Annotated in this window: 25 protein-coding genes; 14 read left to right on the top strand and 11 right to left on the bottom strand. The window is 64.9% G+C overall.

From position 1 onward, the window contains the following. Nucleotides 1-209 precede the first annotated feature (209 nt). Nucleotides 210-494 carry a type II toxin-antitoxin system Phd/YefM family antitoxin gene (locus tag ACQY5K_RS08380; protein WP_419551978.1) on the top strand — a complete coding sequence of 95 codons (285 nt, stop codon included), beginning with the start codon at nucleotides 210-212 and terminating at the stop codon, nucleotides 492-494. After that, the gene (locus tag ACQY5K_RS08375; RefSeq protein WP_428121920.1) at nucleotides 491-916 is read left to right on the top strand and encodes a type II toxin-antitoxin system VapC family toxin; all 426 of its coding nucleotides are present in this window, start codon (nucleotides 491-493) and stop codon (nucleotides 914-916) included. Before ACQY5K_RS08380 ends, ACQY5K_RS08375 begins: the two co-directional genes overlap by 4 nt. Before the next feature lie 106 nt (nucleotides 917-1,022). On the opposite strand, the gene ACQY5K_RS08370 is transcribed toward ACQY5K_RS08375, so the two are convergent. From ACQY5K_RS08370 to ACQY5K_RS08350, 5 genes are all read right to left on the bottom strand, one after another. Then, nucleotides 1,023-1,724 carry a DarT1-associated NADAR antitoxin family protein gene (locus ACQY5K_RS08370; RefSeq protein WP_428121917.1) on the bottom strand — a complete coding sequence of 234 codons (702 nt, stop codon included), beginning with the start codon at nucleotides 1,722-1,724 and terminating at the stop codon, nucleotides 1,023-1,025. A 7-nt stretch (nucleotides 1,725-1,731) separates the two neighbouring features. Beyond that, a complete protein-coding gene (locus ACQY5K_RS08365) occupies nucleotides 1,732-2,028 on the bottom strand; it encodes a DarT ssDNA thymidine ADP-ribosyltransferase family protein (RefSeq protein WP_428122616.1) in 297 nt (98 codons plus the stop codon). A gap of 50 nt (nucleotides 2,029-2,078) precedes the next feature. Further along, nucleotides 2,079-3,386 (bottom strand): ISL3 family transposase, encoded by a 1,308-nt coding sequence (locus tag ACQY5K_RS08360; RefSeq protein WP_428121915.1) that lies wholly within the window; start codon nucleotides 3,384-3,386, stop codon nucleotides 2,079-2,081. Nucleotides 3,387-4,007: 621 nt separating this feature from the next. Then, nucleotides 4,008-4,172 (bottom strand): hypothetical protein, encoded by a 165-nt coding sequence (locus ACQY5K_RS08355; RefSeq protein ID WP_428121912.1) that lies wholly within the window; start codon nucleotides 4,170-4,172, stop codon nucleotides 4,008-4,010. Next, entirely contained in the window at nucleotides 4,169-4,435 is a 267-nt protein-coding gene (locus ACQY5K_RS08350; RefSeq protein ID WP_428121910.1) for a hypothetical protein, read from the bottom strand. Before ACQY5K_RS08350 ends, ACQY5K_RS08355 begins: the two co-directional genes overlap by 4 nt. A 275-nt stretch (nucleotides 4,436-4,710) precedes the next feature. Here ACQY5K_RS08350 and ACQY5K_RS08345 point away from each other — a divergent pair, with 275 nt between their 5' ends. Together ACQY5K_RS08345 and ACQY5K_RS08340 are read left to right on the top strand one after the other, a co-directional pair. Beyond that, nucleotides 4,711-5,205, top strand: a complete 495-nt coding sequence (locus ACQY5K_RS08345; RefSeq protein WP_428122874.1) for a hypothetical protein — start codon at nucleotides 4,711-4,713, stop codon at nucleotides 5,203-5,205. Then, entirely contained in the window at nucleotides 5,169-5,459 is a 291-nt protein-coding gene (locus ACQY5K_RS08340) for a pentapeptide repeat-containing protein (RefSeq protein WP_428121907.1), read from the top strand. The genes ACQY5K_RS08345 and ACQY5K_RS08340 overlap by 37 nt, the downstream gene beginning before the upstream one ends. 212 nt (nucleotides 5,460-5,671) lie before the next feature. Here the strand turns inward: ACQY5K_RS08340 and ACQY5K_RS08335 are convergent, their stop codons facing one another. After that, nucleotides 5,672-6,286: a hypothetical protein gene (locus ACQY5K_RS08335; protein WP_428121905.1), complete on the bottom strand. Its 615-nt coding sequence runs from the start codon at nucleotides 6,284-6,286 to the stop codon at nucleotides 5,672-5,674. A gap of 608 nt (nucleotides 6,287-6,894) precedes the next feature. Here ACQY5K_RS08335 and ACQY5K_RS08330 point away from each other — a divergent pair. From ACQY5K_RS08330 to ACQY5K_RS08320, 3 genes are all read left to right on the top strand, one after another. Further along, nucleotides 6,895-8,433: an IS1182 family transposase gene (locus ACQY5K_RS08330; RefSeq protein WP_428116415.1), complete on the top strand. Its 1,539-nt coding sequence runs from the start codon at nucleotides 6,895-6,897 to the stop codon at nucleotides 8,431-8,433. A 222-nt stretch (nucleotides 8,434-8,655) separates the two neighbouring features. Then, nucleotides 8,656-8,979 (top strand): hypothetical protein, encoded by a 324-nt coding sequence (locus tag ACQY5K_RS08325; protein WP_428114711.1) that lies wholly within the window; start codon nucleotides 8,656-8,658, stop codon nucleotides 8,977-8,979. Between the two features lie 104 nt (nucleotides 8,980-9,083). Then, nucleotides 9,084-10,037, top strand: a complete 954-nt coding sequence (locus tag ACQY5K_RS08320) for a transposase (RefSeq protein WP_428114710.1) — start codon at nucleotides 9,084-9,086, stop codon at nucleotides 10,035-10,037. A 46-nt stretch (nucleotides 10,038-10,083) separates the two neighbouring features. On the opposite strand, the gene ACQY5K_RS08315 is transcribed toward ACQY5K_RS08320, so the two are convergent. The 3 genes from ACQY5K_RS08315 to ACQY5K_RS08305 all read right to left on the bottom strand — a co-directional run bounded on the left by ACQY5K_RS08315 (nucleotide 10,084) and on the right by ACQY5K_RS08305 (nucleotide 12,340). After that, a complete protein-coding gene (locus tag ACQY5K_RS08315; protein WP_428121902.1) occupies nucleotides 10,084-10,338 on the bottom strand; it encodes a J domain-containing protein in 255 nt (84 codons plus the stop codon). Nucleotides 10,339-10,517: 179 nt separating this feature from the next. Then, complete coding sequence (locus ACQY5K_RS08310) at nucleotides 10,518-11,690, bottom strand: amidohydrolase family protein (RefSeq protein ID WP_428121900.1); 1,173 nt, start codon at nucleotides 11,688-11,690, stop codon at nucleotides 10,518-10,520. Between the two features lie 59 nt (nucleotides 11,691-11,749). Further along, complete coding sequence (locus ACQY5K_RS08305) at nucleotides 11,750-12,340, bottom strand: disulfide bond formation protein DsbA (RefSeq protein WP_428121898.1); 591 nt, start codon at nucleotides 12,338-12,340, stop codon at nucleotides 11,750-11,752. 264 nt (nucleotides 12,341-12,604) lie between these two features. On the opposite strand from ACQY5K_RS08305, the gene ACQY5K_RS08300 reads away from it, so the two are divergent. Further along, on the top strand, nucleotides 12,605-12,886 hold the full coding sequence (locus ACQY5K_RS08300) for a type II toxin-antitoxin system RelE/ParE family toxin (RefSeq protein ID WP_428121895.1): 282 nt from the start codon (nucleotides 12,605-12,607) through the stop codon (nucleotides 12,884-12,886). Nucleotides 12,887-12,904: 18 nt separating this feature from the next. After that, nucleotides 12,905-13,195, top strand: a complete 291-nt coding sequence (locus tag ACQY5K_RS08295) for a HigA family addiction module antitoxin (RefSeq protein ID WP_428121893.1) — start codon at nucleotides 12,905-12,907, stop codon at nucleotides 13,193-13,195. A gap of 54 nt (nucleotides 13,196-13,249) precedes the next feature. Here ACQY5K_RS08295 and ACQY5K_RS08290 read toward each other — a convergent pair whose 3' ends face one another. Further along, nucleotides 13,250-15,916 (bottom strand): CaiB/BaiF CoA transferase family protein, encoded by a 2,667-nt coding sequence (locus tag ACQY5K_RS08290; RefSeq protein WP_428121891.1) that lies wholly within the window; start codon nucleotides 15,914-15,916, stop codon nucleotides 13,250-13,252. 111 nt (nucleotides 15,917-16,027) lie between these two features. On the opposite strand from ACQY5K_RS08290, the gene ACQY5K_RS08285 reads away from it, so the two are divergent. Both ACQY5K_RS08285 and ACQY5K_RS08280 read left to right on the top strand, forming a co-directional pair. Continuing rightward, nucleotides 16,028-16,726 (top strand): membrane dipeptidase, encoded by a 699-nt coding sequence (locus ACQY5K_RS08285; protein ID WP_428121889.1) that lies wholly within the window; start codon nucleotides 16,028-16,030, stop codon nucleotides 16,724-16,726. Continuing rightward, entirely contained in the window at nucleotides 16,639-16,932 is a 294-nt protein-coding gene (locus ACQY5K_RS08280) for a membrane dipeptidase (protein ID WP_428121887.1), read from the top strand. Before ACQY5K_RS08285 ends, ACQY5K_RS08280 begins: the two co-directional genes overlap by 88 nt. Nucleotides 16,933-17,014: 82 nt before the next feature. Here ACQY5K_RS08280 and ACQY5K_RS08275 read toward each other — a convergent pair whose 3' ends face one another. Continuing rightward, entirely contained in the window at nucleotides 17,015-18,370 is a 1,356-nt protein-coding gene (locus tag ACQY5K_RS08275; protein ID WP_428121885.1) for a serine hydrolase domain-containing protein, read from the bottom strand. Between the two features lie 155 nt (nucleotides 18,371-18,525). Here ACQY5K_RS08275 and ACQY5K_RS08270 point away from each other — a divergent pair, with 155 nt between their 5' ends. The 3 genes from ACQY5K_RS08270 to ACQY5K_RS08260 are packed head-to-tail and all read left to right on the top strand — an operon-like array spanning nucleotide 18,526 to nucleotide 22,560. Then, nucleotides 18,526-20,100 (top strand): class I adenylate-forming enzyme family protein, encoded by a 1,575-nt coding sequence (locus tag ACQY5K_RS08270; RefSeq protein WP_428121883.1) that lies wholly within the window; start codon nucleotides 18,526-18,528, stop codon nucleotides 20,098-20,100. 36 nt (nucleotides 20,101-20,136) lie between these two features. Beyond that, nucleotides 20,137-21,309: an amidohydrolase family protein gene (locus ACQY5K_RS08265; RefSeq protein WP_428121881.1), complete on the top strand. Its 1,173-nt coding sequence runs from the start codon at nucleotides 20,137-20,139 to the stop codon at nucleotides 21,307-21,309. A gap of 54 nt (nucleotides 21,310-21,363) precedes the next feature. After that, nucleotides 21,364-22,560: a CaiB/BaiF CoA transferase family protein gene (locus ACQY5K_RS08260; protein WP_428121879.1), complete on the top strand. Its 1,197-nt coding sequence runs from the start codon at nucleotides 21,364-21,366 to the stop codon at nucleotides 22,558-22,560. Nucleotides 22,561-22,612: the final 52 nt, after the last annotated feature.

The raw sequence follows: 22,612 nt of genomic DNA, 5'->3' as shown, positions 1-22,612 counted from the left end.
TCGCCGCCTGTGGCACGCACGAACGAGCGCAGCGTCGACAGCAGCCGACGTCCGCGACAGCATGGATGCCATCCCCGCCGCACCGACAGATCACGCGCTTGCATGACACTCACGGCCGGTTGCGCTCCCGCCGTCTCGCCACGCGGCATGCGTCTCCTTAGAGCCGTTGCTGACCTTTCAGGTTGTATTGCGCTGACTAGTGTGGTCATATGAGTGCTGGCGCAGTGTCCGTTTCGGAGTTGAAGGCGAATCTGTCGCGCTATCTGCGCGAAGTGCGACGAGGCGGCGAGATACAGGTGACTGATCGCGGCACGCCGGTCGCAAGGCTCGTGCCGCCCGCTGAGCCCGAGGACGAGCACCTGAGCCGTTTGATCACCTCGGGTGTGCTGCGGGCGGGACACGGAGATGCCGCGGACATGCTCGACGAGCCTCCCTTGCAGGTCCCGACCAGCCTCACCGAAGCGTTGGCCGCCGAAAGAGAGGATCGTGTGTGAGGTACTGGGACACCTCGGCGCTGGTGCCGCTCTTGTTTGGCGAAGCGACGTCTGAGGTGGTGCGGTCGTGGCTGGGCGAGGACAGTGTCATCGCAACGTGGGCATGGACGCGTGTCGAGATCGCAAGCGCCGTGGAGCGGCGAACGCGTGAGGGCGATCTCTCGCGGGAGCAGCGCCGCGCCATCATGAGCCGCTTGGACGGGTTCAGCGCTACATGGCACGAAGTGGTCGAGGTGCTGGCCGTGCGGTCGCGTGCGACCTCGGTGCTGGCACGGCATCCGCTTCGCGCTGCCGACGCCGCCCAGCTCGGCGCCGCATTGCATGTTCAAGACCAACTCGGTGCTCCGTTGCAGTTCGTGAGCCTGGACCAACGCCTCACCGAAGCAGCCGAACGCGAAGGACTCGCCGTCGTCTCCGCGTGAGCCGACAGCGTCAATCGTGAAGGTCCATATTGACAGCCGAGGTTTCTCGTAAGAGGAAATCCTGATGGACGATTGAGAACAGTGGCAGTGGGGTAAGTCGACCTGTCTAGAGGAGTCGATTCTGGCTTGGTTCGACTCCATACCCGTGCGTCGTCAGCAACTCAATGAATGTGTCGGGGTTAGTAAGAGCGAGCGCGAGATCTCCGCTCTTCTCAAGCGCCACATACAATGCACACGATCTCGCTTGACAATTGAATGACTTATCGGGATTGAATTCGATATCAGTGAAAGCGTCGAAGTGATGCAGCACTCGATTGACGTCATCATCTTGGTCGGTGAGTTCGCGGAGGCTGTTGAGGTAGAGCCAATCGTAGAATGCTGTCCGAGGCTCCAACGGCCAACTATATCCACAGAATTCAAACCGCACTAAACGGTCTTTGGAATACGCGCGCATGAATCGTTTCACTTCACGTCCATCATTCCATCGGTATAGATGCGTCAAAGGATCTTGGGATTCGAAGACTTTTGAACCCTGGTATGCGGCCTCTAGCAACACTGGTGAAGGCTCTGCATCAATCCTAACCGAAAGGTTGAATGCGCTTAGCCTCGTTCCGAAGGGGTCCATTGACTTAGTCGACACTTCAAGCACCTTGTCAAGCCCTAATTGCTCTGTAGCGCTTCGGTGGAGTGAGGCGACACTTCGCTGTTTCTGGGCAACTGCGAATCCTGGGAACCACTGGAACTCAACCGCGTGTTCGATGACGAGTCCGCCGTTAACAGACGGTACAAAAACTGGTCTTGAAGCCATTTGTGTGCTAGTCTTCCCGTACTGCGATGCGAATGTCGTGACCGCTTCGGACGAGATCGCGGACATACGACTGCTCAAAGAAATGTGGCCGAGTGGAACACACGGGTGGCGTTCCTTTCCAGTTCAAAAGGAGTTGCTTCACCTGTCGAAGATTACTGTCAGTTTCGCAGACCAAACCAATGATGCTGTTGGCAGAGACAGACCGTTGGATGAGCACTTCGGCCTGGAGATCTGTGGGGCAGCTCTTGAGGTGACTTGACGGGCGCTTGATTCCGTATTTTGAAGGAGGGCATGGCCGAAACATCGCATCGAAGCCTTCAAATCCATCGGAGACATGGATCCCTTTATCGGGCTCTACGCAACCAAGCTGGGACGTCGGGTTCGGATTGGAGTGACGGGTTGAGTTTGGCATGGTTGGCGGCCGGCGGCGAGCAGTATGCGGAGCCGGTAGTTGCGGAGGTTGCGGAAGCCGCGTGCTGAGCGTTTGACGTCTTTGATGCGGGCGTTGGCTGCTTCGGTTCGTGCGTTGCTGGTGCGGGTGCGCACGGCGGTTGCGATCTCGGTGTGCCAGCGGCGCAGCGTGCGGGCCAGGGTGGCGAGCTCGGGCGGGGCGCTGGGGTGCTCGCACCAGGCGATCGCTTCGTTGAGATGCTGTTGCGCGTCGAGGGGATCGTCGGCGCGGAAGATGTCGCGGACGTGTTCTTTGGCGACCCAGCACTCGCGGATCTCGTCGGTGGGGTCGGCTGCGTCGAGCGCTGCGAGCATCTTGTCCCACCCGGCGGCGTCGAGCCGTTCGGCGCCGGTGAGCAGCAGCTTGCGAGCATGGTAGAGCGGGTCGCGTTTGCGGCCTCGGTGCCCGGTGGTCTCGTTGTGGACGCGTCGGCGGGCGCCGTCGAGCGCCTGGTTCGCGAGGCGCACGATCCCGAACGCGTCGGCTGCGATCTTCACGCTGTCGCTCAGGTGCGTGTCGCGGCGTGCGCGTGTGATGCCGCTGCGGTAGCCCTCGTGGGGGTCACAGCACACGACCTCGATGGCCGCTAGCCACCCGGCGGGCTGCTGTTCGAGCCATCTGTGCAGGTCAGCGGCGTTGCGGCCGTCGAAGATGTCGATGACCTGCCCGGTGGCCGCATCGACAGCGGCGGACACATAGCGGCGACGCGCCAGCCGCGACGCTGAGCGCATCACGGTCTCGTCGAGCCCCAGCCGAGCCACCGGCCCCACCCGACCGGGATCGCCGACGACCTGGCATGCCCAAGCAGCGACCGCGGACCACACCGTGGCCCACGCCACCCCCAGCCGGCGAGCCGTCGACGCCACACTGCCTTCCACCGCTTCCAGGCGAGCGGCGGCCCACTGCTCAGCCCGGCAAGTCAGGACCCGCCGCGGCGCGGCCAGCTCGCACTCCTCAGTCCACGTGCGCGTCTCGCACCCCGCGTTCGGGCACCACCAGATGCGCTTGCGCCACCGCACCTCGCACACCCCGCCATCGCGACCCGGCGCGTCGCGCAGCCGCACCTCCCGACGGCCCTTCGAACGCGCCCGCACACCGCACGCCCCACACAAAACTCTCTGCGCGTCGGGGGTCTGCACCCACAGCACGGTCTCGCCGCCATCGACACGAACCCGCGTGATCTCCACGCAATCCGCGCCCAGCAACACCACAGAACTAGCTTCAACCACCAGGGGCCTCCCGAGTCTTGGACTGTTCAACGAGTCACAAGAATCGGCGAGGCCCCTCCCTCAACGGTGGACCCTCACATCACCCAAGTCCCAGCTTCGATGAGAAGAGCCCTTTATCGGTTGCCGCGTTGACTGGGGAAAAGCGAGTCGACGATGATTCAAGAAGATTCGGGTCGAGCAGCACCACTACCCATGAGTCGTCGGAGTCTCTTCGTTGCCGGAATTTGTCGAGAACGAACAGGTTGGGATACTGGACGGAACACGAGAGGTAATCCAAGTGGCCGTCATGTCGATAGTAGTCGTTCCGGCAGACTGTTTGCCCTCGGTTCATAAGCTCTTGGTTGGAGAGAATCTCATGGTCACTGATGATTCGGCCCAACAGCTTCAATCGAGTAAAGTGACAGAGCCGGGTGATTCGGCGTCGGCCGATCTCGTTTCCAATACTTGACATCTGGAGCCTTGATTCAGTGTGTAGACGAGCGTGTGTCGAGGCCACGGGCGACACGCCGTTTAGGTGGTCTGCGAGTGACCTGAGTGTATACGTCGGTGACTGATTGAGTCTCCGTCCTCTGTTGGGATTCGGGCTGCTAGGCTCGGCAGGGTTCATGCTATGAGGATGCCGCGGGCTTCATGGTCGGCGTAGTTGGTGAAGCCGTGGGCTTTGCGGTGTAAGACTTGATGAAAAGCCCGACGGGGTACCCACAACCTGGCGAGCACGAAGTACCCCGCCAAGAGGTTCGTCAGCCTTTCGTACCCTTCGTTGCTCACAGCGGCTTCACCCTGAGCCAACCGACAACCTCCTGACTTCCCTCGGCGAGCGTGACTAACGCCGACGCCGAATCCGTGTGGGAATCAAACACTGGCGCGGCAGTCATCTTGAATTCGGGCCACTTATGAAGCGCTGACTGGATGGCCCCCATCGGGGAGTTACTGCTGACCTCCGCGCTGTCGTTCGAGATGTGCTCGCGGCCATCGATCGCCTCGCGGCGTATCAGGCTGGCCTCCCATCTCATGATTCCGTTCGGCGCCATGTCTCGTCCTAACGGGTCGGGGTCCTCGAGTGCCCACCCTACGGTGGCGTGGCGGTACGAGCGGAGCGCGTCGCCCGGCGTCACAGTGACACGACCGCTACCGTCATCCGCGTGAGGGGCACCGTCGGAGTCCGACTCGTCGCGCCACCGTTGCGGCGTTCACCCTGCTGGCAGGTTGCTCCGCTGACAGCGACGAGGATATCGAGGCGCTCATCGACGAACGCATCGAGGCTGCGCTGGCCAAGCAAGCGGCGACCACGTCCACGGAAGCCGCCGTGGATATCGAGTCGCTCATCGACGAACACATCGCGCGCCAGGCCGCACGCATCAGCCAAGTGAATGAGCACTTGATCCAATACATTGACTGCAGCCATGCGCTCGACGACTTCGCGCTGAATATCAAGCATCTATTGATCCTCGACGAACTTCTAACGAGTACCCCGTTCTTGAGGCACAACGGCTCCGATGACCGCCCGTTCGGCGACATCGCGCGCGGAATGGGCCGCTTGTTCACGGGTGACGGCAAGATGTTGGGGGAGGTGCGGGCAGAACGACTCTGTTTCGACGACGGGTACGGGCTTCCCCTTTCGAGATTGGAATATGACCGTCTCGTAGTCAGCTTGGACGAGTTTCTTCAGATGGGCCGCCCGCTTACCGTCTCTACGCGGTGGAGGGATAGTTGCGAACGCGGGTGGAGCCTCGAAGGCAACTGGGCGAGCAGTCAGATGGATGAGTGGTGCGAGAAAGTCTTGGCGCGGTATCGCGACTAGACGAAGCTGACTTGCGAGGTGCCGTGCTCGATGGCGCCGTCCTGTCCAATGCCCGCCTATTGGGAGCGGACTTGGGCACGGCAAGCCTGCGCGAAGCCGACCTTCGTAGAGCATGGGTTGTGGGTTCTGATTTTCGATTTGCCGACTTGAGTGGCGCCGGCCTTCGGAACGCAAGAGTTGACTCAAGTCTGACTGATTACGATCCAACCGATTTCAGGGACACCATAGTGGAAGGCTGCCGAGGCTGCCCGTAACCACTTGGTTTCGGTGTGCCAACGGAGAACGGGCCACCGGTGCAGTCATCAAGAGCATTTGACTGCGGTGCTGGTCGGTAGCGTTGGGGAGTATCCGGCTGCAAGGAGTTTCAAGAGTCGGCAAGGCGCTCACCCTATCTGCGGAATCTCAACCTACGCCCATCCCAGCTTCGAAGCGAAGAGCCGGTTCTCGACGTTGGATGCTAATGACATCATTCGATACTGCTGAGGCAAACAGTGAGGGGGTCACGTTCATTCTTGAGATGCACTTCATTGAAGAGGAACACTGGTTCGGAATTCTCAGGGCATTCGACTGTGTCGTCGATGATCGCGAGAACTTTGGAGGTGGCGCGTCCCGACGCACAGTCGACTAGTTCAGACAAGCCGTCTTCAGTCGAGACGCAGGCCCCGACACGCCATTCATGGGCGCGGTAATCCCATTCGTCGATACATGCAATCCGGTTGCCGACGGCCTCGACAACGTGATCGGCACGGAATGCGCAGTCCGAGGCGTCGGGGACCATGGCCACGATGGTGCCGACAGCAAGCCCTGAGGAACACGGAACCAGCACGGCGTGCTGCCGTTCAGGGTGGATTGCAACGCAACTATCCGCTTCCCACTCAGACGAAACCGATAGCTGAGCGCCGGATCCTGTGTCGCTGTCGAGCCGCATGTCAATGCATGCGAACTGGTTCACATCTATTTCGACCCATGGTCCTGCGGGTTCAGGACACTCGGTGGCATCCTCGACGATCGCCAGAATCTGGCCTTCCGCTCGACTCGACGAGCAGAGCACCGGTTCTGCACGCCACACATCCGCGCTCATTGTGACGCAGCTGGAGGTGTTCCAACCGAACACTGTCTGCGTCGCGGAGCGCCCCGAACTGCCAACTTCAGAGCGAGGGCTGTTTGCATCCGAGTCGGCAATGTTGGAGACGATGATGAACCCGGTCACGAGCAGCCAGACGATGATTACGCTCGGCCGCAGCAACACTGGACGGCCCTTGAGCATTCGCTCGATGACCGGGTCGCTCGGCTCCGGGGTCTTCAGAGCTCGAAGTCGTCGGTGTTGAATCAGATTGCCGACCAGGTAGAACCATGTTGCGAACCACCCGATGAGACTCCACCAGCCAAACGCGACATTGCGGGCTTGGAACTCCCGGAACACCCCAATGGCGCAGTGCTTGCAGACGCGACCGGCGAAGCTATAGCGGACACGGCGTAACAGAAAGCCAGCATTGGACTCGAAGGCAACTTCTGTTGTCGGCCACCGACCGCAGATTTGACAGTGATGGCGGCGCTCTCGCCGATGCTGCTGCAGATGGTCCTCGACGGAGTCCACCAGCGACAAGTCGATGCCGCAAACTAGGAGACTGCTGATTTATTGGGCGCGATTTCCGCGTGCGGGGTGGGGGCGCGCGGGACAATGTCGGGGTGCAGGGCTCAGCGGTTCAGGATCGGGTGTTGTTGGACGCGGCGGCGGTGTGCGGGCATCTTGTGCCGCCGGGGTCGGTGTATGCGCTGTTGGCCGAGCATCGTGGCCGGCTGTTCGGTGACGAGTTGTTCGAGGATCTGTTCGGGTCGGGTCGGGGCCGTCCGTCGGTGCCGGGCGAGGTGATCGCTGCGGTGATGGTGCTGCAGGCTCTCGAGGGCCTGTCGGACCGTGAGGCGTGTCGGCGGTTGCAGACCGATGTGGGGTGGAAGGCCGCGGCAGGGCTGGCGCTGACCGAGGCGGCGTTCCATCCCACGGTTTTGACTCTGTGGCGCAACAAGCTGCGCGCGAGCGGCCGCCCGGATCGGGTGTTCGACGCGGTGCGCGAGCTGATCGCTGTGACGGGCGCTGTGGCTGGCAGCGCTCGGCGGGTGCTCGATTCCACGGTGCTCGACGACGCTGTGGCCCGTCAGGACACCGTGACGATGGTGACGAACCAGATCCGGCGGGTCCGCAGGCTGGTTCCCGAACTGGGCGAGGTGCCGGTGCGCGAACGCAATCTGGGCCCGGCCGCGCCGGTGGTGGACTGGTGCGATCCCGCCGACGCCGAGCGGCTGGTGTCCGAGCTGGTCGACGACGCTGTGGAACTGGCTGCGGCTGCGGCGGATCTCGATCTCGACGCTGCTCAGGCCGACGCGGTGGGCCTGTTGGGGCTGGTCGCGGGCCAAGACGTGGAGCCCGCCGGGGGGCCGGGACGGTGGCGGATCGCCCGCGGCACCGCGAAGGGCCGGGTGATCAGCGTGGTGGATCCCGAGTCGCGTCACACCCACAAGACCTCTCACAGCTACCGCGACGGCTACAAGGCCCACATCGCGGCCGAGCCCGACACCGGGCTGGTCACCGCTGCTGATCTCACCGGCGGCGACGCCGGCGACGCGGACGCAGCGATGGGGCTGCTCGACGGCGAGCCCGCCGGCACCACGGTGCTCGCCGACAGCGCTTATGGCACCGGGCAGCTTCGCGCCGATCTCGTCGAGCGCGCCATGGACGCGGTGATCAAGCCGCCGCCGCTGAGCGTCGCCGTCGAGGGCGGCTACAGCATCGACGACTTCGACATCGACTACAGCATCGACGCCGACACAGGCGAGTTCTCCGGCACCGTGGCCTGCCCCGAAGGCCACACCGTGCACATCACCCCCAAAGGCAACGCCCGCTTCGGCCGACACTGCGCCCGATGCCCCCAACGCGACCGCTGCACCACCGCCGAGAACGGACGCGTCATCAAGATCCACCCCCACCACGAACTGCTCAAAGCAGCACGCGTCCAAGCCCGCACCGACCGGTTCCAGCACCAATACCGCACCGTGCGGCCCATGGCCGAAAGAACCATCGCGTGGATCGTGCGCCGCAACCGAAGATGCCCCTACCTCGGCACCGCCAACAACCGGCACTGGCTGCGGCTGCGCGCCGCAGCAGTCAACCTCCAACGCCTCACCAGCCTCGGACTCCACCACAACGGCACCACCTGGGCCATCACCTGACCCAACCCCCACCGACAAGCCGAACCCGCAGCCCACAACCGAACCCCGCCGCGCCCCAACCCACGACCACAGCCCAACCAAGCCCAAGACACCGACACACCAACCGACTTACTCAGCAGTCTCCTAGGCACATTTGTTGTGCGTCTGACTTTGCCGCGGAGGGTCCACCGAGGAATGAACCAAGTCTGATCGTGTTCTCGCTGACGCGTGAAGGAGCATCAGATGACTGTCAGCGAGGGTCGGCGTCGACCGAAGAAGCTGTCCGCGGAGACGAAGTGGGAGATCTACTTGCAGGTCGCGGGCGGAGAGATCACCCAGGCCGACGCCGCCCGGAAGTGGGGGGTCGATGTGTCGACGATCATCTCCATCCGCCGGACGGTGAAGGACGCGGCGCTGGCTGCGCTGGCCCGCAAACCGGGTCGCCCGGCCACCGAACGGAACTGGGAGCTCGAAGCGGCCCGGGCAGAGATCGGTCAGCTCACCGAGGCGATCAAGGTCCAAGCGATCGAGTTGGCCATTGTCCGGGGAAAATCCGGCTGGGACTGAACGGACCGGTCCCGGCGAGAGTCCCCGCCGAGGCCAAAGAGCTGGTCCTCAACACCGTCGACGACGCCGTTGCCGCCGGGTTCTGGCACACATGGGCCACCGGTGTGTGGCAGGTCTCCGACGACCGGGTGCACCGCTGGCGGGCCCGCCGACGCGAGCTGGGCACGCTCAGCGACCTCGCCCCGGGCGGCGCGCCGGTGCATGCGGTGCTGGCCGACGAAGTCGCGGAGGTCCTCGCTGTCGCTGAAGAGTGGGGACCGGTCGACCGGTCGCACCGCAAGCTCGCCCACCGCGGTTCCTATGTGGGCCGGGTGTGGGTGGCCCCCTCGACGTTTCGGCGCGTTCTGGCTGCCCACGGGCTTGTGCTGCCCGAACAGCCGCCGACACCACGGCGGCCCAAGACGCCGTGGCCCCACTGGCTGGTCTGGGAACCGAACAGGATCTGGATCTGGGACGTCACCCACTTCGGGCGGGCCCGGCGCTGCGTGTTCGCCATCGTCGACATGGTCTCCCGCTACTGGATCACCACCCTGGTCTCGACCGAGGAGACCTCCACCCAAGTGCGCGTCATCTTCGACCAGGCGCTGCTAGCCCAAGATCTCGACGAGCTGCTCACCGACGACCGCCTCGATCTCGACATCGACGACCCCGACCGGCCGATCCTGCTCGCCGTGTCCGACAACGGCCCGGCCATGACCAGCCACGACACCCGCGCCTACATGGCGATGATGGCCATCGCCCAACACCACGGCCGACCCCACACCCCCACCGACCAAGCCTGGATCGAGAGTTTCTTCGGGCACATCAAGCACGAATGGCCCCACCTCGACGAGATCACCGACCCGGCGTTGCTCGACACAGAGCTGGCACGCATCCGGATCGACTACAACGAAGTCCGGCTGCACGAAGCGCTCGGCTACGTCACCCCCGACGACGAACACCACCAACGAGGAGAACCGATCCGCGAGGCCCGCCGGCAAGGCCTCCAACGAGCCCGCACACGACGGCTCGACCACAACCGCCGGACCACCACCAACAACCCCGAGAACACAGCATGACTTGGTTCATTTCTCAGCCGATCTCCGCGGAAGACTCAGACACACCTCACATTGCTGGTGCGCCAGAGCGCTCAGCGGCTTGCGCGCTGCGCGTCCGGTCATAGATGCGGCGCCGGGCCGGGTCCGAAAGCAGCGTGTAAGCGGCGTTGACCTGTTTGGCAGCTTCCTCGTCCCCGTTCTTGGTATCGGGATGCACGGAACGCATGCGCTGCCGGTAGGCGCGGCGGAGTTCATCAGGCGATGCCGCCGCGGTCACGCCCAGCACGGCGTAGGGGTCATCAACCGAGTCGTTGGGAGACACGGGTCAGCGACCTACTTGCCCGGCTCCGGAGTTGGCCTCGAACCGTACGCGCCCGAGCGCTGCGTCTCGGAAGGATGCCTCCCATCGCTAGGCACTGCATCATCCTCGCAAGGAACGCCTGAGCCTGGACCAAGACACCGGCGGTTCATCGAGTCAGTTGCATTCGTAGCTGAAGTGCGTCAGATGTCGATGCGGTACAGCTCGGCCGCGTTGGCAGACATGATGCGCTCGACGTCGTCGAGGGGGATGCCCTCGAGGGCTCTGGCCAAGTCGTGGTCGTCTCGTGGGTACAGGCACGTCGGGTGTGGGAAGTCGGTCTCGAACATCAACGACTGTGCGCCGAGGTAGTCCACCGTCGGCTTCACGGTCGACCGCTCGAACCAGAAGCAGCCGTAGAACTGCCGCCGGAAGTACTCCGAGGGCAGCATCGACAACTCCGACAGCTCGTTCGGGGCCGTCTCAGCCATCTGGTGATCGAGCACTTCGAGGAAGAACGGCAGCCAGCCAACGCCGCTCTCGACCGAGACGAACTTCACATTGGGGAACCGCTCTGGTACGCCGGAGTAGATCATGTTGCCCACGACCCGAGCGTTGCCCATGAAGAGATTCGCCGAGCCGACCGCCAGGCGGCGTTCGGGCCCGAACGACGGCCACGGTGCTTTGCCGTAGTAGTCGAGGTTGCCCTTCGACGACCCGATGTGGAAATTCACCGGCATCGCCAGGTCCGAGCACACCTGCCACACGGGATCCCAGTGCGGCAATGCCATATCAGGCAGGCCGGCCTCTTCGGGATTGGAGCACGTCACGATGCCCCGCAAGCCGTTTGCGTGACAGCGCTCGATCTCGCGCACCGAAGCGTCAAGATCCCACCACGGTAGCAGCGCCATGCCGAACACTCGCTGGCCGCTGGCCTCTTGGAACTCAGCCAATGCGTCGTTGTAGATCTCGACCGAGATGATGCGCAGCGCATCGTCGGGCGACTTCAGGAAGTTCTGGTTCCCGAAACCGGCGACGTTGGGGTACATGATCTGCGCTTCGATGCCGAGTTCATCAAGCATCGCAACCCGGGCTTCGGCGTCGTAGCTGGCGCGGTGAACCATGTCGTTGTCGAAGTCGAAGAACACCGTTCCGGTGACCTTCTCGCCGTCGGGACCGACGACTGACGAAGCGATCGGCAGGCCGATCGGGATCGAGTCGTCGAACCACCAGCGGCGCTTGCCGTCGCGCTCGGTCATCCGTGGGACGCGGTCGCGATACTTCGCGGGCGCCCGCGACGTCCACAGGTCGTAGGGCTCGGACCAGTGGCTGTCGGTGTCGATGATCTTGAGATCGTCAAGGATGGTGCCAGCCATCGCGCTACTCCGTTGGTTGTTGCTGTGTTACCGCGGTGCGCGGGTGCGCCGCCGCGCGCTCAGCCGACCGGTGGGACGGTGACCGGACGGTCGCCGAATTCGGGGCGCTCGGTGCGCGTCTTCTTCAGCTCCCAGAAGCCGTCCACGTCCATCATGGCGATCATGCCGTCCCACAGCTTCAGGGCGTCTTCGCCCTTGGGCGCCCGCGTGATCACCGGGCCGAAGATGCCGACGCGCTCGCCGTCGCTGCGGTCCAGAGCGATGATCGGCGTGCCGACATCGGTGCCGACGAGCGCCAACCCTTCGTCCATGCGTGAGCGGATTTCGGCGTCCCACGACTCGTCCGTCGCGGCCTTCGCGTGCTCCGGATCGAACCCCAGCTCTTCGAGCGCCTTCGCGATGTCGAAATCGCGGTCACCGTCGTGGTGGATGCGGCTCGCAAAATCCCAGTAGACGCCGAACACGGCGTCGTCGCCCTCCGCGGCGCGGATCGACTCCATCACCCGCAGATGCCCGTGGGTGCCCACGACCGCGTCGTAGTACGGACTGTCAGTGGGCGGATTGTTCTTGAAGAGCAGGCTGATCGGCTGCCATTTCACGTTCAGGTTGCGCTTGGAGGCGACTTCGTCGACGACCCACCTGGCCGTCACCCAGCACCAAGGTCAGATGGGGTCCACCCAGAACTCGATGTCGTTGGCCGCGTCAGTGCCCGTGTCAGTTGCCATGGGCGCAATCTACCCGTGGCGTGCGACTCGCGTCCCTGGCTGTCCAGCTCAGCATCGGTCGCTGGTCATGGTGGTCGACCACAGCGTCTGACGAATCGGAAAGCGCACCTCAAGGCCGACTTTCGCTCCGGCGCCGTTCGCGAGGTGTACGATTGACGTACGCCGTCAATACTGGCAGGATGCGGAACAGTGATCCTCGGCTACAAGGACAAGAGGACTGAGATGTTTGCCAATGGGGTGTTTGTTCCAGCGTTTCAGGGATTCGAACAGCAGGCAGCGAAGAGGCTGGCGATTCTGAATGCGGCACCCTCGCTGGAAACTCTGAGAGCGTTGCCGAGCAACCGACTCGAAGCCCTCAAGGGCGACAGAAGGGGTCGGCACTCCATCCGGGTCAACCGGCGGTGGCGGGTCTGCTTCGTTTGGGCGGAAGGGCAGGGGCCCGGCGATGTCGAGATCGTGGACTCTCACTAGAAAAAGGGAGGTTCGGAGATGTTGCGACGAGTCGTTCACCCAGGAGAGGTGCTCAAGAGCGAGTTGGAGGAGTTTGGGATCACGCCCACTGAGTTCGCTCGCCAGATTTCCGTGCCGCCCAATCGCGTGTCTCAGATCATCGCTGGCAAGAGGTCGATCACCGGGGACACCGCATTGCGCCTTGGGCACTGGTTCGGCGTGGAGTCTCAGTTTTGGATGAACCTGCAAACGCAGTTCGATCTGGCGGTTGCCGGCCAGGAGATCGGCGAGACAGTGAAAGCTCTGCCGACTGCACGCCAACTCGTCTGACAAGCAACCTCCATGGCTGGCTGGGGTAAGCGGGGCACAAATGTTGGCGCTGCGCTACAGCGGGGTGCCGTCGGGCTGCAGGTAGTCGCGGCTGATGTGGCCTTCGTCGCAGAGCGCCTGCCACTCGGCGTCGTCGAGGCTCAGGATGTGCCGGAAGACGTACTCGTTGGCGTCGCCCAGGATGCCGATCGGCCTCCACGGCATCTCAGGGCCGTCCCAGCCCCACTGCCGCCCCGGAAAGCTGTGCCAGCCCTGCTCGACCGAACCGTTCTGGCGGAACCAGCAGCGGTCCGCCATCTGCGGATCGGCCCGCAATTGCGACTCTCGCAGCACCGGCCCAGCCGGCACCCCCGCCTGCTGGCACTGACGAAATACCTCAGCAGAGGTGAGCTGCTGCGTCCAGGCGCTGATGCGATCGTCGATCTCGTCGTGGTGCGCGATGCGGCCATCGAGTGTCGCGAACCGCTCATCGTCTCCAAGCGCCAGTGCGCCGTCCGGTCGGTGCCGGTCGAGCAGATCGGCGAGCGCCTGCCAGTCGGCGTCGTTCTCGCATGCGATGACTGCCCACTCATCGTCCTGGTCCGGACGGGCGGGGTCCACAGCGCAGCGGTAGCAACCCTGGGGTGCACGTGCGACGGACCGGTTGCCGAGCGGCTGATGACGGGTTCCGTTGGCCGCAGCGTCGATGAAGTACTCGCCGATGTGCTGCATCACGTTTTCCGATTGGGAGAACTCGATGAGTTCGCCGACGCCTGTTCCGCCTTCCTTGTCGGCGCCGTCCCGTCGGGCCAGCACTGCCAGCACAGCGAAAGCAGCCGTTGCAGCGCTGGCGGGATCCATGTGGAAAACCGACGTCAGGCTCGTGGGGTCGTCGTCGGCGTAGCCGCGCAGCCCGGTCAGCCCGCACATCGCCTCGAAATTGGCGCCGAATCCCAGCCAATCGGCCGACGGACCGTCGAGGCCCATGGGCGGCATCCGCGCCATGATCGTCCGCGGGTTTGCTGCGTGGACCGTCTCCCAGTCCATGCCCAGCTTCGCCAGCACGCCGATGGAGTTGTTCTCCACGATCACGTCGACGTGATCCAGCAGCCGCCGCAACGTCTCGCAGCCCAACTCGGTGCGCGGGTCCAGCGTGCAGCTCAGCTTGCCCCGGCCGTGTGAGCTGAACATGTTCTGACGGTTCCACGGCCGCGGTCCCGGATCGTTGTCGGGGTAGCCGGACAGCGGCCCCAGTTCCTGCACAATCTCGGCAGGCGGACGCGCCATCAGGCCCCGCGTGGCGGTCGGGAAGACGAACGGGTTGTCGACCCGGATCACCTCCGCGCCGAGGTCGGACAGGTACATCGTGCAGCCGGGGCCTGCCCACACCACCGTGAGGTCCAGAACTCGGATGCCGTCGAGCGGAAGGCCGGGTGGCTCGCGACGGACCAGACCATCAGGGTGATCCGAGCGTGCAGGAGCACCGTCAGCGGGGCCTTCAGTGACGCGGGCACGTACTTCAGCGTCGTGCTCGCCGAGCAACGGTGCCGCGGTTGGTACATCGGGCGAGCCATCCGAAAGCGAATCCGAACCTTCGTGCATACGGAACGGTGCTGTGAGCTGGGTGACGGTCCCAGCAACAGCGTGCTCGACTTCGACGAACGCACCGCGGGAGACGAAATGCTCGTCGTCGAGTACATCGACTGGCGCGTTCAGCGGCGTCACCGCCCACTTGTGGACTTGCGCCGCCGCCGCCACGCTCGCCTTGGAATGGCTGAACAGCCACGGATACAAGGCGGTCTCGACCATGTCGGGCAGGTCGGGATCGAAGACCCAGCCGGGATTCGCGAATCGTTCCGCCAGCGAACTGCCTTGCTCGCCATCGCCCAGCCCCAGTCCGGCCGCAGCCAGCGTCTGCACCATCCGGGGTGCCCACGTGGGGAGGGTGAACACGAGCGCCCAGCCATCCGTCACGGGGTAGAAGCCGACGGGCGACGCCCGCTGAGGCTGACGGGGCTCGCGTGCCACATCGGCACCGGTGTACGCCTGGTAGATGAGGTACGAACTGCGCCGGTCGATTGTGCCCGCTTGTGCCTCGAAGGCTGACACGTCCACATGTGCAGGCCGTCCGCTGCGTCGGCTGATGAGGTACGCAGCCAGCGTTGGCACTGCTGCCAGATTGCCGACCTGATACGAGGTCACATCACCGCTCAGCTTCACCGGCTCGCGCTCGTCGATGCCGGTGCCCCACATCGGCCCGCCCATGGCGTAGGTGACGATGTCGCTGCCCTGATAGCCGGCCTCCACGTACGGACCCGTCTGGCCGAACGGCGTGATCGAGGTCAGCACGATGCCAGGGCGCAATCGGCACATCGTCTTGTAGCCGAGCCCGATGCCATCGAGATGTCCAGGTGCAAACGACTCGATCACAATGTCGGATTCCGCCACGAGCGTCCGAACGAAATCGACGTCGTCGGCGCTCGGCGACGGCGTGCCGAGGTCGGCGATGACGCTGCGCTTGTTGGTGTTCAGGTGCAGGAAGAGCGGCGAGCGCTCCAGGCTGTCGGCCCCTGACGGCGTCCCCGAAGCGCCCCACGGACCGTGGCGCCGCGCCGGATCACCACCGGACGGCTCCACCTTGATGACGTCGGCGCCGTGGTCGGCAAAAAGCTTGCCCAGGTACGGACCCGAGATTCCTGTCGCCAGTTCTACTACCCGGATGCCTGCCAACAATTGGCTCACCGCTGCCCCCATTTCCGGCCACGAAGGCCAGTCCCGACGGGGCAAGTATGGCCGATTACCCAGATTCGCTGGCCGGCCGGTCAACCCATCGTGGCCAGGATCTGGGCCAGCGTGACGAGCGACATCGAGGTTGGCGACCTGAGCATCCGAGCCCACTGTCTGCCGTATGGTCATTTCTTCGGGGACGAGGATGCCATGGACTCAAGTGACGAAGGTGGGCTCAACGATGCCGCAGCGTTGCATGACGCAGCGTTGGTGGTCGACGGCACATGTCCCCTGTTGGTCAGGCCCCACTATGTCGATTGGTACATCGAAGGTGGGGTGAACATCGTGACGCCGACGGTGGGTGCCACTGGAACGGCGATGCAGTCGTTCGGATTGATCGCGTATTGGCTCGAATTCATGCGGGACCGGCAGGATCTCACGCTGGTCAGCAACGCTGCCGAGGTGCGCGCCGCCAAGCAGGCGAATCGCACAGGGGTGGTCTTCCACTTCCAAGGCACCGATCCCATTGAGTCCGAGCTTCGGCACATCGACGCCTTCAGCCAGCTCGGCGTCGGCATCATGCAGCTCTGCTACAACGTAGAAGACGCAGCCGGTTTCGGTGCACAGGTGCCCGACGGCGGCCTCAAGCCGTTCGGTCGGGAACTGGTGAAACGCTGCAACGAGGCACAGGTCATCGTCGACTGCGCTCATACTGGGCACGCCACGTCGATCACTTTGTGTCCGTCGCCGGAATCGACCACGTCGGGCTGGGCATTGACTATTACCTCGGCCAGCACTTGGTCGCAGATGATGCGCAAGCGCTGAGCAACTATGAGCGCGAGAAGGCGGCAGGAAGATGGGCGGGTTCTGACTACCCTGCGCCGCCGCATCGGTACCCGGAGGGCATCGAGACCCCGCGAACTCTGCCAAATCTGACTCGTGGACTGCTGCGCCGCGGCTACTCAGCGGAGCAGACAAAGGCGATCCTGGGCCTCAATTGGCTGCGCCTCTACGAAGCCGTATGGGGCTGAGCAGCGCCGAAGCTTGCAGTGCCGCGGGCAACGGGGCGATTCGGGCTTCATCGCCGCCGGCTTCGAGTCACCCGAGCGCCGGTCAGCCCATGGTCGCCAGGATCGGGGCCAGTGTGACGAGCAGCTCGTCCACGTCGTTTTCGCCGTCAATGCCGAGCAGGTTGGCGGTGATGGCGATGCCAAGGTCAAACGCGGGCACGTACGCAGCGATGGTGCGGAAACCCGGAACGCCGCCCCCGTGAGAGTGCACCGTCAGGCCCATGACTTCGTCGGTGCTGATGCCCAAGCCGTCGTTGTCGGCGGGATCCGGATGGCCAGTCGTCATGAGGGCGACTTGGCTCGCATTGAGGATGTCGCCTGCGAACAGCCCTCGGATCAGCAGCGCCACGTCGCCGATGCGTGCTTCGATGCCCCCGCCGGTCCACCCGGCGGAACGGGCGAGCTCTTGGGGCATCGTGCCGATGTCGACGTAGATGGCGCCGCTGTGTTCGATCTGGTTGGCAGTGGTCAGCCCCAGGATCGGGCCCAGCACGTAGGCGAATGTGCCGCCGACGTACCCGTTCGCGGTCGGCTCAGGCGGGAACTCGCTGGGCGTCAGATAAGTGTGCGACAGACCAAGCCGATCGAACACCCGAGTTCGGATCTCATCTGCTGCGGTGGTGCCGGTGACGGCTTCGATGAGCAAGCCCGCAGCGACGTAGCCGGTGGTGTTGTAGTGGCGTTCGGTGCCCAACTCGGCCACTGGTCCGTAGGCCGCAGCGAACTCCAGGATCTCCTCGGGCGTTGTCGGCACATCCAGCCGCGACGCCGCAAGTTGGAAGAACCTCGGGTCGACGGCGAACTCCACGAAGCCTGAGGTGTGCCCGAGCAGGTCCCGCACGGTCACCGCCGCAGCGTGCTCGTATCCCGGTGCCCAGTCATCGCCCAGGTAGCGCGCGACCGGCGCGTCTAGCTCGACCAGTCCTTCGGCGACGAGCTGCAGAACAACCGCCGCCGTGACCGACTTGGTCACCGACCCGATGCGGACGTAGTGGTCGACGGTCATTGGCGCGCCGCTCGCGAGATCGCTGACGCCCCAGGCGAAGGTGACCGGCTCGGCGCCTCGTTGGGTGACGCCAAGCACGACTCCGGGTGCGCCGGTCTCTTCGATCCAGCCCAACACGGCTGCGCTGAGTGGGTCCACGGGCGCCCCATCCGCCTCAGCGGCGACGTCGGCCTCATCTGGGGGCGCGGCCGTTGTCGCCGGTGCCGGGGCCCGCGTGGTGGGAGCCGGCGCCGCGGCGGTCGCCGGCGCGGCAGCACTGGTTGGAGCCGCGGCTGCGGTGGCCGGTGCCTGGACTATTGCGTCGGTCACCGTGTTGGGCGAGGCGTCATCGGTGCTGCTGCACGCGGCTGCGAGCAAGCCGAGACTCAGCAGGGCGCATGCGAGTCGCTTCATACGCGCAGCGTACGGATCCCACCCGAAGGCGTGCGAGTCATCGCGCACAGCGCTGGGCACACTGTGCTGTGTCGCGCGCCGCGGTTGGCGCGGGGGCGACGACACCTGCGAGTATCTGCCGTTATCTACGCGCGTGCGGGCCACAGGGGGCTGATGTGAATCTCGGAATGCTGCTCTTCATGCCGGCGATCATCGCCGGCGACCAGGTCATCCTGGTCGATACCTCAGCTGAAGCCAGTGGCGGAACTGCACGCGAGGTCACGTACCAGGCGTTGCTCGACAACGTGGCGCGCACCGCTGGGATGCTGACAATGCTCGGTGTCGGTGTCGGCGACCGCGTCGGGGTATTCGCTACCAACAGCGTCGAGTGCGTCGAAGCCATCTTCGGCGGCGCATTCGTCGGTGCAACGGTGGTCCCGATGAACTTCCGCGCTGGCGCGCAAGAGACAGCCCACCTGCTCAGCGACAGCGGTATCAGCGTCCTGTTCACCGAATCGCGTTACAGCGATCTCGTCGAGCAGAACAAGCCCGCTGATCTCGAGCACGTCCTTGTGCTCGATGATCCGGCGTCCTACGCCGCCGCACGGGACGAGGCCTTCGAGCTGCCCGTTCCCGAAGACGTCGACACTGACGGACTGTGCACGCTGCTGTACACCAGCGGCACCACGGCCATGCCCAAGGGCGTCAAGCTCACCAACGGGGCGATCACGGGCTACGTCATGGGGACCAACGACGCTGCGACCGGCGAGGATATGGGCCGCATGGCCGTGGCGGCGCCGCTGTACCACATCGCGGGTCTGACCTCGATGCTGAATGCGCTCTACAGCGGGCGCGTCGTGGTGTTGCTGCCGCAGTTCGAGGCATCGTCGTGGATCGATTGCGTGCAAGCGCATGCCGTGACGCACGCCTTCTTGGTGCCCACGATGCTGGCCCGGGTGCTCGAGGCGCCCAACTTCGCACCGCAGGCATTCAGCGGTCTCGAAGCAGTCACCTATGGCGCGGCGCCCATGCCTCCTTCAGTGATCCGCCGGGCGATCGACATGTTCCCGCCGAACGTGGCGTTCGCCGGCGCCTACGGCCAGACCGAGACAACGTCCACGGTGGCGGTACTCGACCCCGACGATCACCGCATCTCCGGGACAGCCGAGGAGCAAGAACGCAAGCTGCGCCGGCTGTCGTCGGTGGGACAGGTGCTCGAGGACGTGCAGGTGCGCGTTGTCGATGCCGACAGCGGCGAGTCGGCTGCACCGGGCGTGATCGGCGAAGTGCAGCTGCAGACGTTCCGTGCGATGGACGGCTACTGGGGCAACGAAGAGAAGACCCGAGTGACCATCGACGACGAGGGCTGGGTGCACACGGGAGACCTCGGCTACCTCGACGACGACGATTACCTGTTCCTGGCTGGCCGCACCGGCGACATGATCATCCGTGGTGGCGAGAACGTGCTTCCCGACGAGGTCGAGGGAATTTTGTACGACCACCCGTCCGTTCTCGAAGCCGCCGTGGTGGGTCTGCCCAGCGAGGAGTGGGGCGAGCGCGTCGCCGCCGCTGCGGTCATTCGCCCTGGCAGCGGCGCCACCGGTGACGACCTGGTCGCGCACGCGCGCGAGCGCTTGGCCCCGTTCAAGCGGCCCGAGTTCGTCCACCTGATGGACGAGCTGCCACGCACCTCCACCGGCAAGCTGCTGCGCCGCGACCTCATTCCGATGCTTGAAGAGCTGGGCGTCTAGGCCGTCGGCTCGCAAAGTCGTGTCGCAGCGTCGGCCGTGAACGCTGCGGCCACACCGGGGTATCTCGACGATCACCTGCACTTGCTGGCGTGCGCAGCAGCGCGCCGCTCGGTGGACGTCAGCGATGCTGCATCGATCCCCGACATGCTGGCGCTTGTTCGACGAGCAGTCCGCGGCCGCAGCGACCATGGCTCAGGCGGTGACATGGCCGCCGATGCCTGGCTGCGCGCATGGGGCTACGACGACGCACTGCTTGTCGAACGGCGCCATCCCACCGTCGCGGAACTCGACGCTGCGACGGCTGATCGGCCCACGGTGCTGTATCACATCACGGGTCACGTCGCAGTGGTGAACACCGCTGCTGCGCACGCCCTGGGCCTCGCGGCCGCAGATGTGCTCACCGAGCGGCACGACCTGCTGGCGCGTGTGCCGCGCCCGGACCGGTCGACGACCGTCGCTGCGGTCGGCGAGGTGCTTGTCGAGCTGGCCGCCTCGGGCTTCACGGCATGCACGGACACCACCCACACCAATGACGTGGCGGCGCTCGAGCTCTTGGCGGATGCGTCGGCGGCTGAGCCGTCCGTGGAGATCACAGCGATGATCGGCTGTGACCGGCTCGACACGCTTGGCGATGTGTCCTTCGGCATGGACGTCACGGGATCCCGCGCAGCCGCGGCCGCGCAGGGGCAGGGCTGCGTGCGAGTCGGTCACGTCAAGGTGATGCCGCCGCACGACGACGAGGGCGTTGTCGCAGAGATGGTCGCCGTCGCACGCGATCGAGGCTTTCCCGTTGCGGTACACGCCATGGACATCGACACGCTGCAGGCGACACTCGACGCGTTGGAGGCTCAGCCGCCATCGCACCCCGAGCCCGGTCGCCCCGAGCCCGACCGCATTGAACATTGCGCCCTCGCGTTACCCGAGCAGCTCGATCGCATCGCCCGGCTCGGCATCGCGGTCGTCACGCAGCCCAGCTTCGTCACGCGTCGCGCCCAGAAGTACCAAGAGCAACTGTCCGCCATTGAACAGGGCTGGCTGTGGCCGCTGGCGAGCCTCGTGCGCCGCGGCATTCGGGTCACGTTCTCATCCGACGCGCCGACGGTGCCTGCGGATCCGCAGGAATGGATCGAAGCGGCAACCAGCCGCACGCTTGCTCCCGCCGAGCGCGTCGATCACACTACTGCTCGCCGGTTGTGCCAGCGGGGTTGAGTACCCTGCGCCGGCACTGCAAAGACGGGTCGTGCTGAGTGCGGGGAGGCATGGATGGCCGGGCCGATGGAAGGCATCCGCGTCGTCGAGCTGGGGGTGTGGGTCGCTGGCCCGGCATGCGGCGGCATCCTCGCTGACTGGGGTGCCGATGTCGTCAAGGTCGAGGGGCCGCAAGGCGATCCATTCCGTTCGCTGGAATGGCTGTACCCAGGTGCGGGCAACCCGCCGTTCGACCTCGACAATCGGGGCAAGCGCAGCATCGCGCTCGACTTGCGCCAGCCGGACGGCATGGCGGCGATGCACGCACTGCTGGCCCCCGCCGACGTGTTTCTGTCGAATATCCGACCAGGCGGACTCGAGAGGATGGGTCTCGACTATCCGTCGCTCGCGGAGCTATACCCACGTCTGATCTACGCCAGCGTCACCGGCTTCTCGTTGCACGGCGACGAGCGGGACCGCCACGCCTATGACGTCGGCGCGTTCTGGTCGCGCGCCGGGATCGCGCGATCGCTGACGCCTCAAGACGGTGAGCTGCCCTATCAGCGCGGCGGCATGGGCGACCACATGACCGGCATGTCGGCCGCGGCAGGCGTGGCTGCGGCACTCTTCCACCGCACGCGCACCGGCAAGGGCCAGCTCGTGGAGGCGTCGCTGCTGCGCTTGGGTGCGTACATGCTGGGCTGGGATCACAACGTCACCGCCATGACGGGCTCCGAGACCGTCGCTTGGGGTCGTCACAATCCACCGAACCCGCTCATCAACTGCTACCGCTGCGCCGACGGAGAGTGGTTCTGGATGCTGGGCCTCGAGGGCGATCGCCACTGGCCTGCGGTGACCGAAGCCCTCGGCCGCACCGATTGGCGCGCGGACCCGCGCTTTGCCGATATCGAGCTGCGCTACACCAACTCAGAAGCGCTGATCAGCGAGATGGACCAGGTCATCGCGACACGGACCCGCGCCGAGTGGGGCGAGATCTTCGATGCCGGCGATGTCTGGTGGGCGCCCGTGCAGTCCACGCTCGAGATGCTGTCGGATCCCCAGGCACGCGCAGCGGGCTGCTGGGTATCGGTGCCGACACCCGAAGGAGACACCACTGAGATGGTCGCGACGCCCGTGGACTTCTCCGCTTGTGCCTGGGAAGTCACGGCGCCGGTTCCGGAATTCGGCCAGCACACCGAGCTGATCCTGCTGGAGCACGGCTACGAATGGGAGACGATCGCGGAGCTGAAGCAGGCCGGCGTCATTCCCTGAGCCTTCCGGTGCGAAGCGGCCCCTGTCGCCCCGCGGTAGGAGGCACCTCCAG

The sequence above is a fragment of the Candidatus Poriferisodalis sp. genome, assembly GCF_965262965.1.
In the GTDB taxonomy this organism is placed as follows: domain Bacteria; phylum Actinomycetota; class Acidimicrobiia; order Acidimicrobiales; family Poriferisodalaceae; genus Poriferisodalis.
Note: the sequence above shows the minus strand (reverse complement) of the source record. Positions and strands in the feature narration are given on the sequence as shown.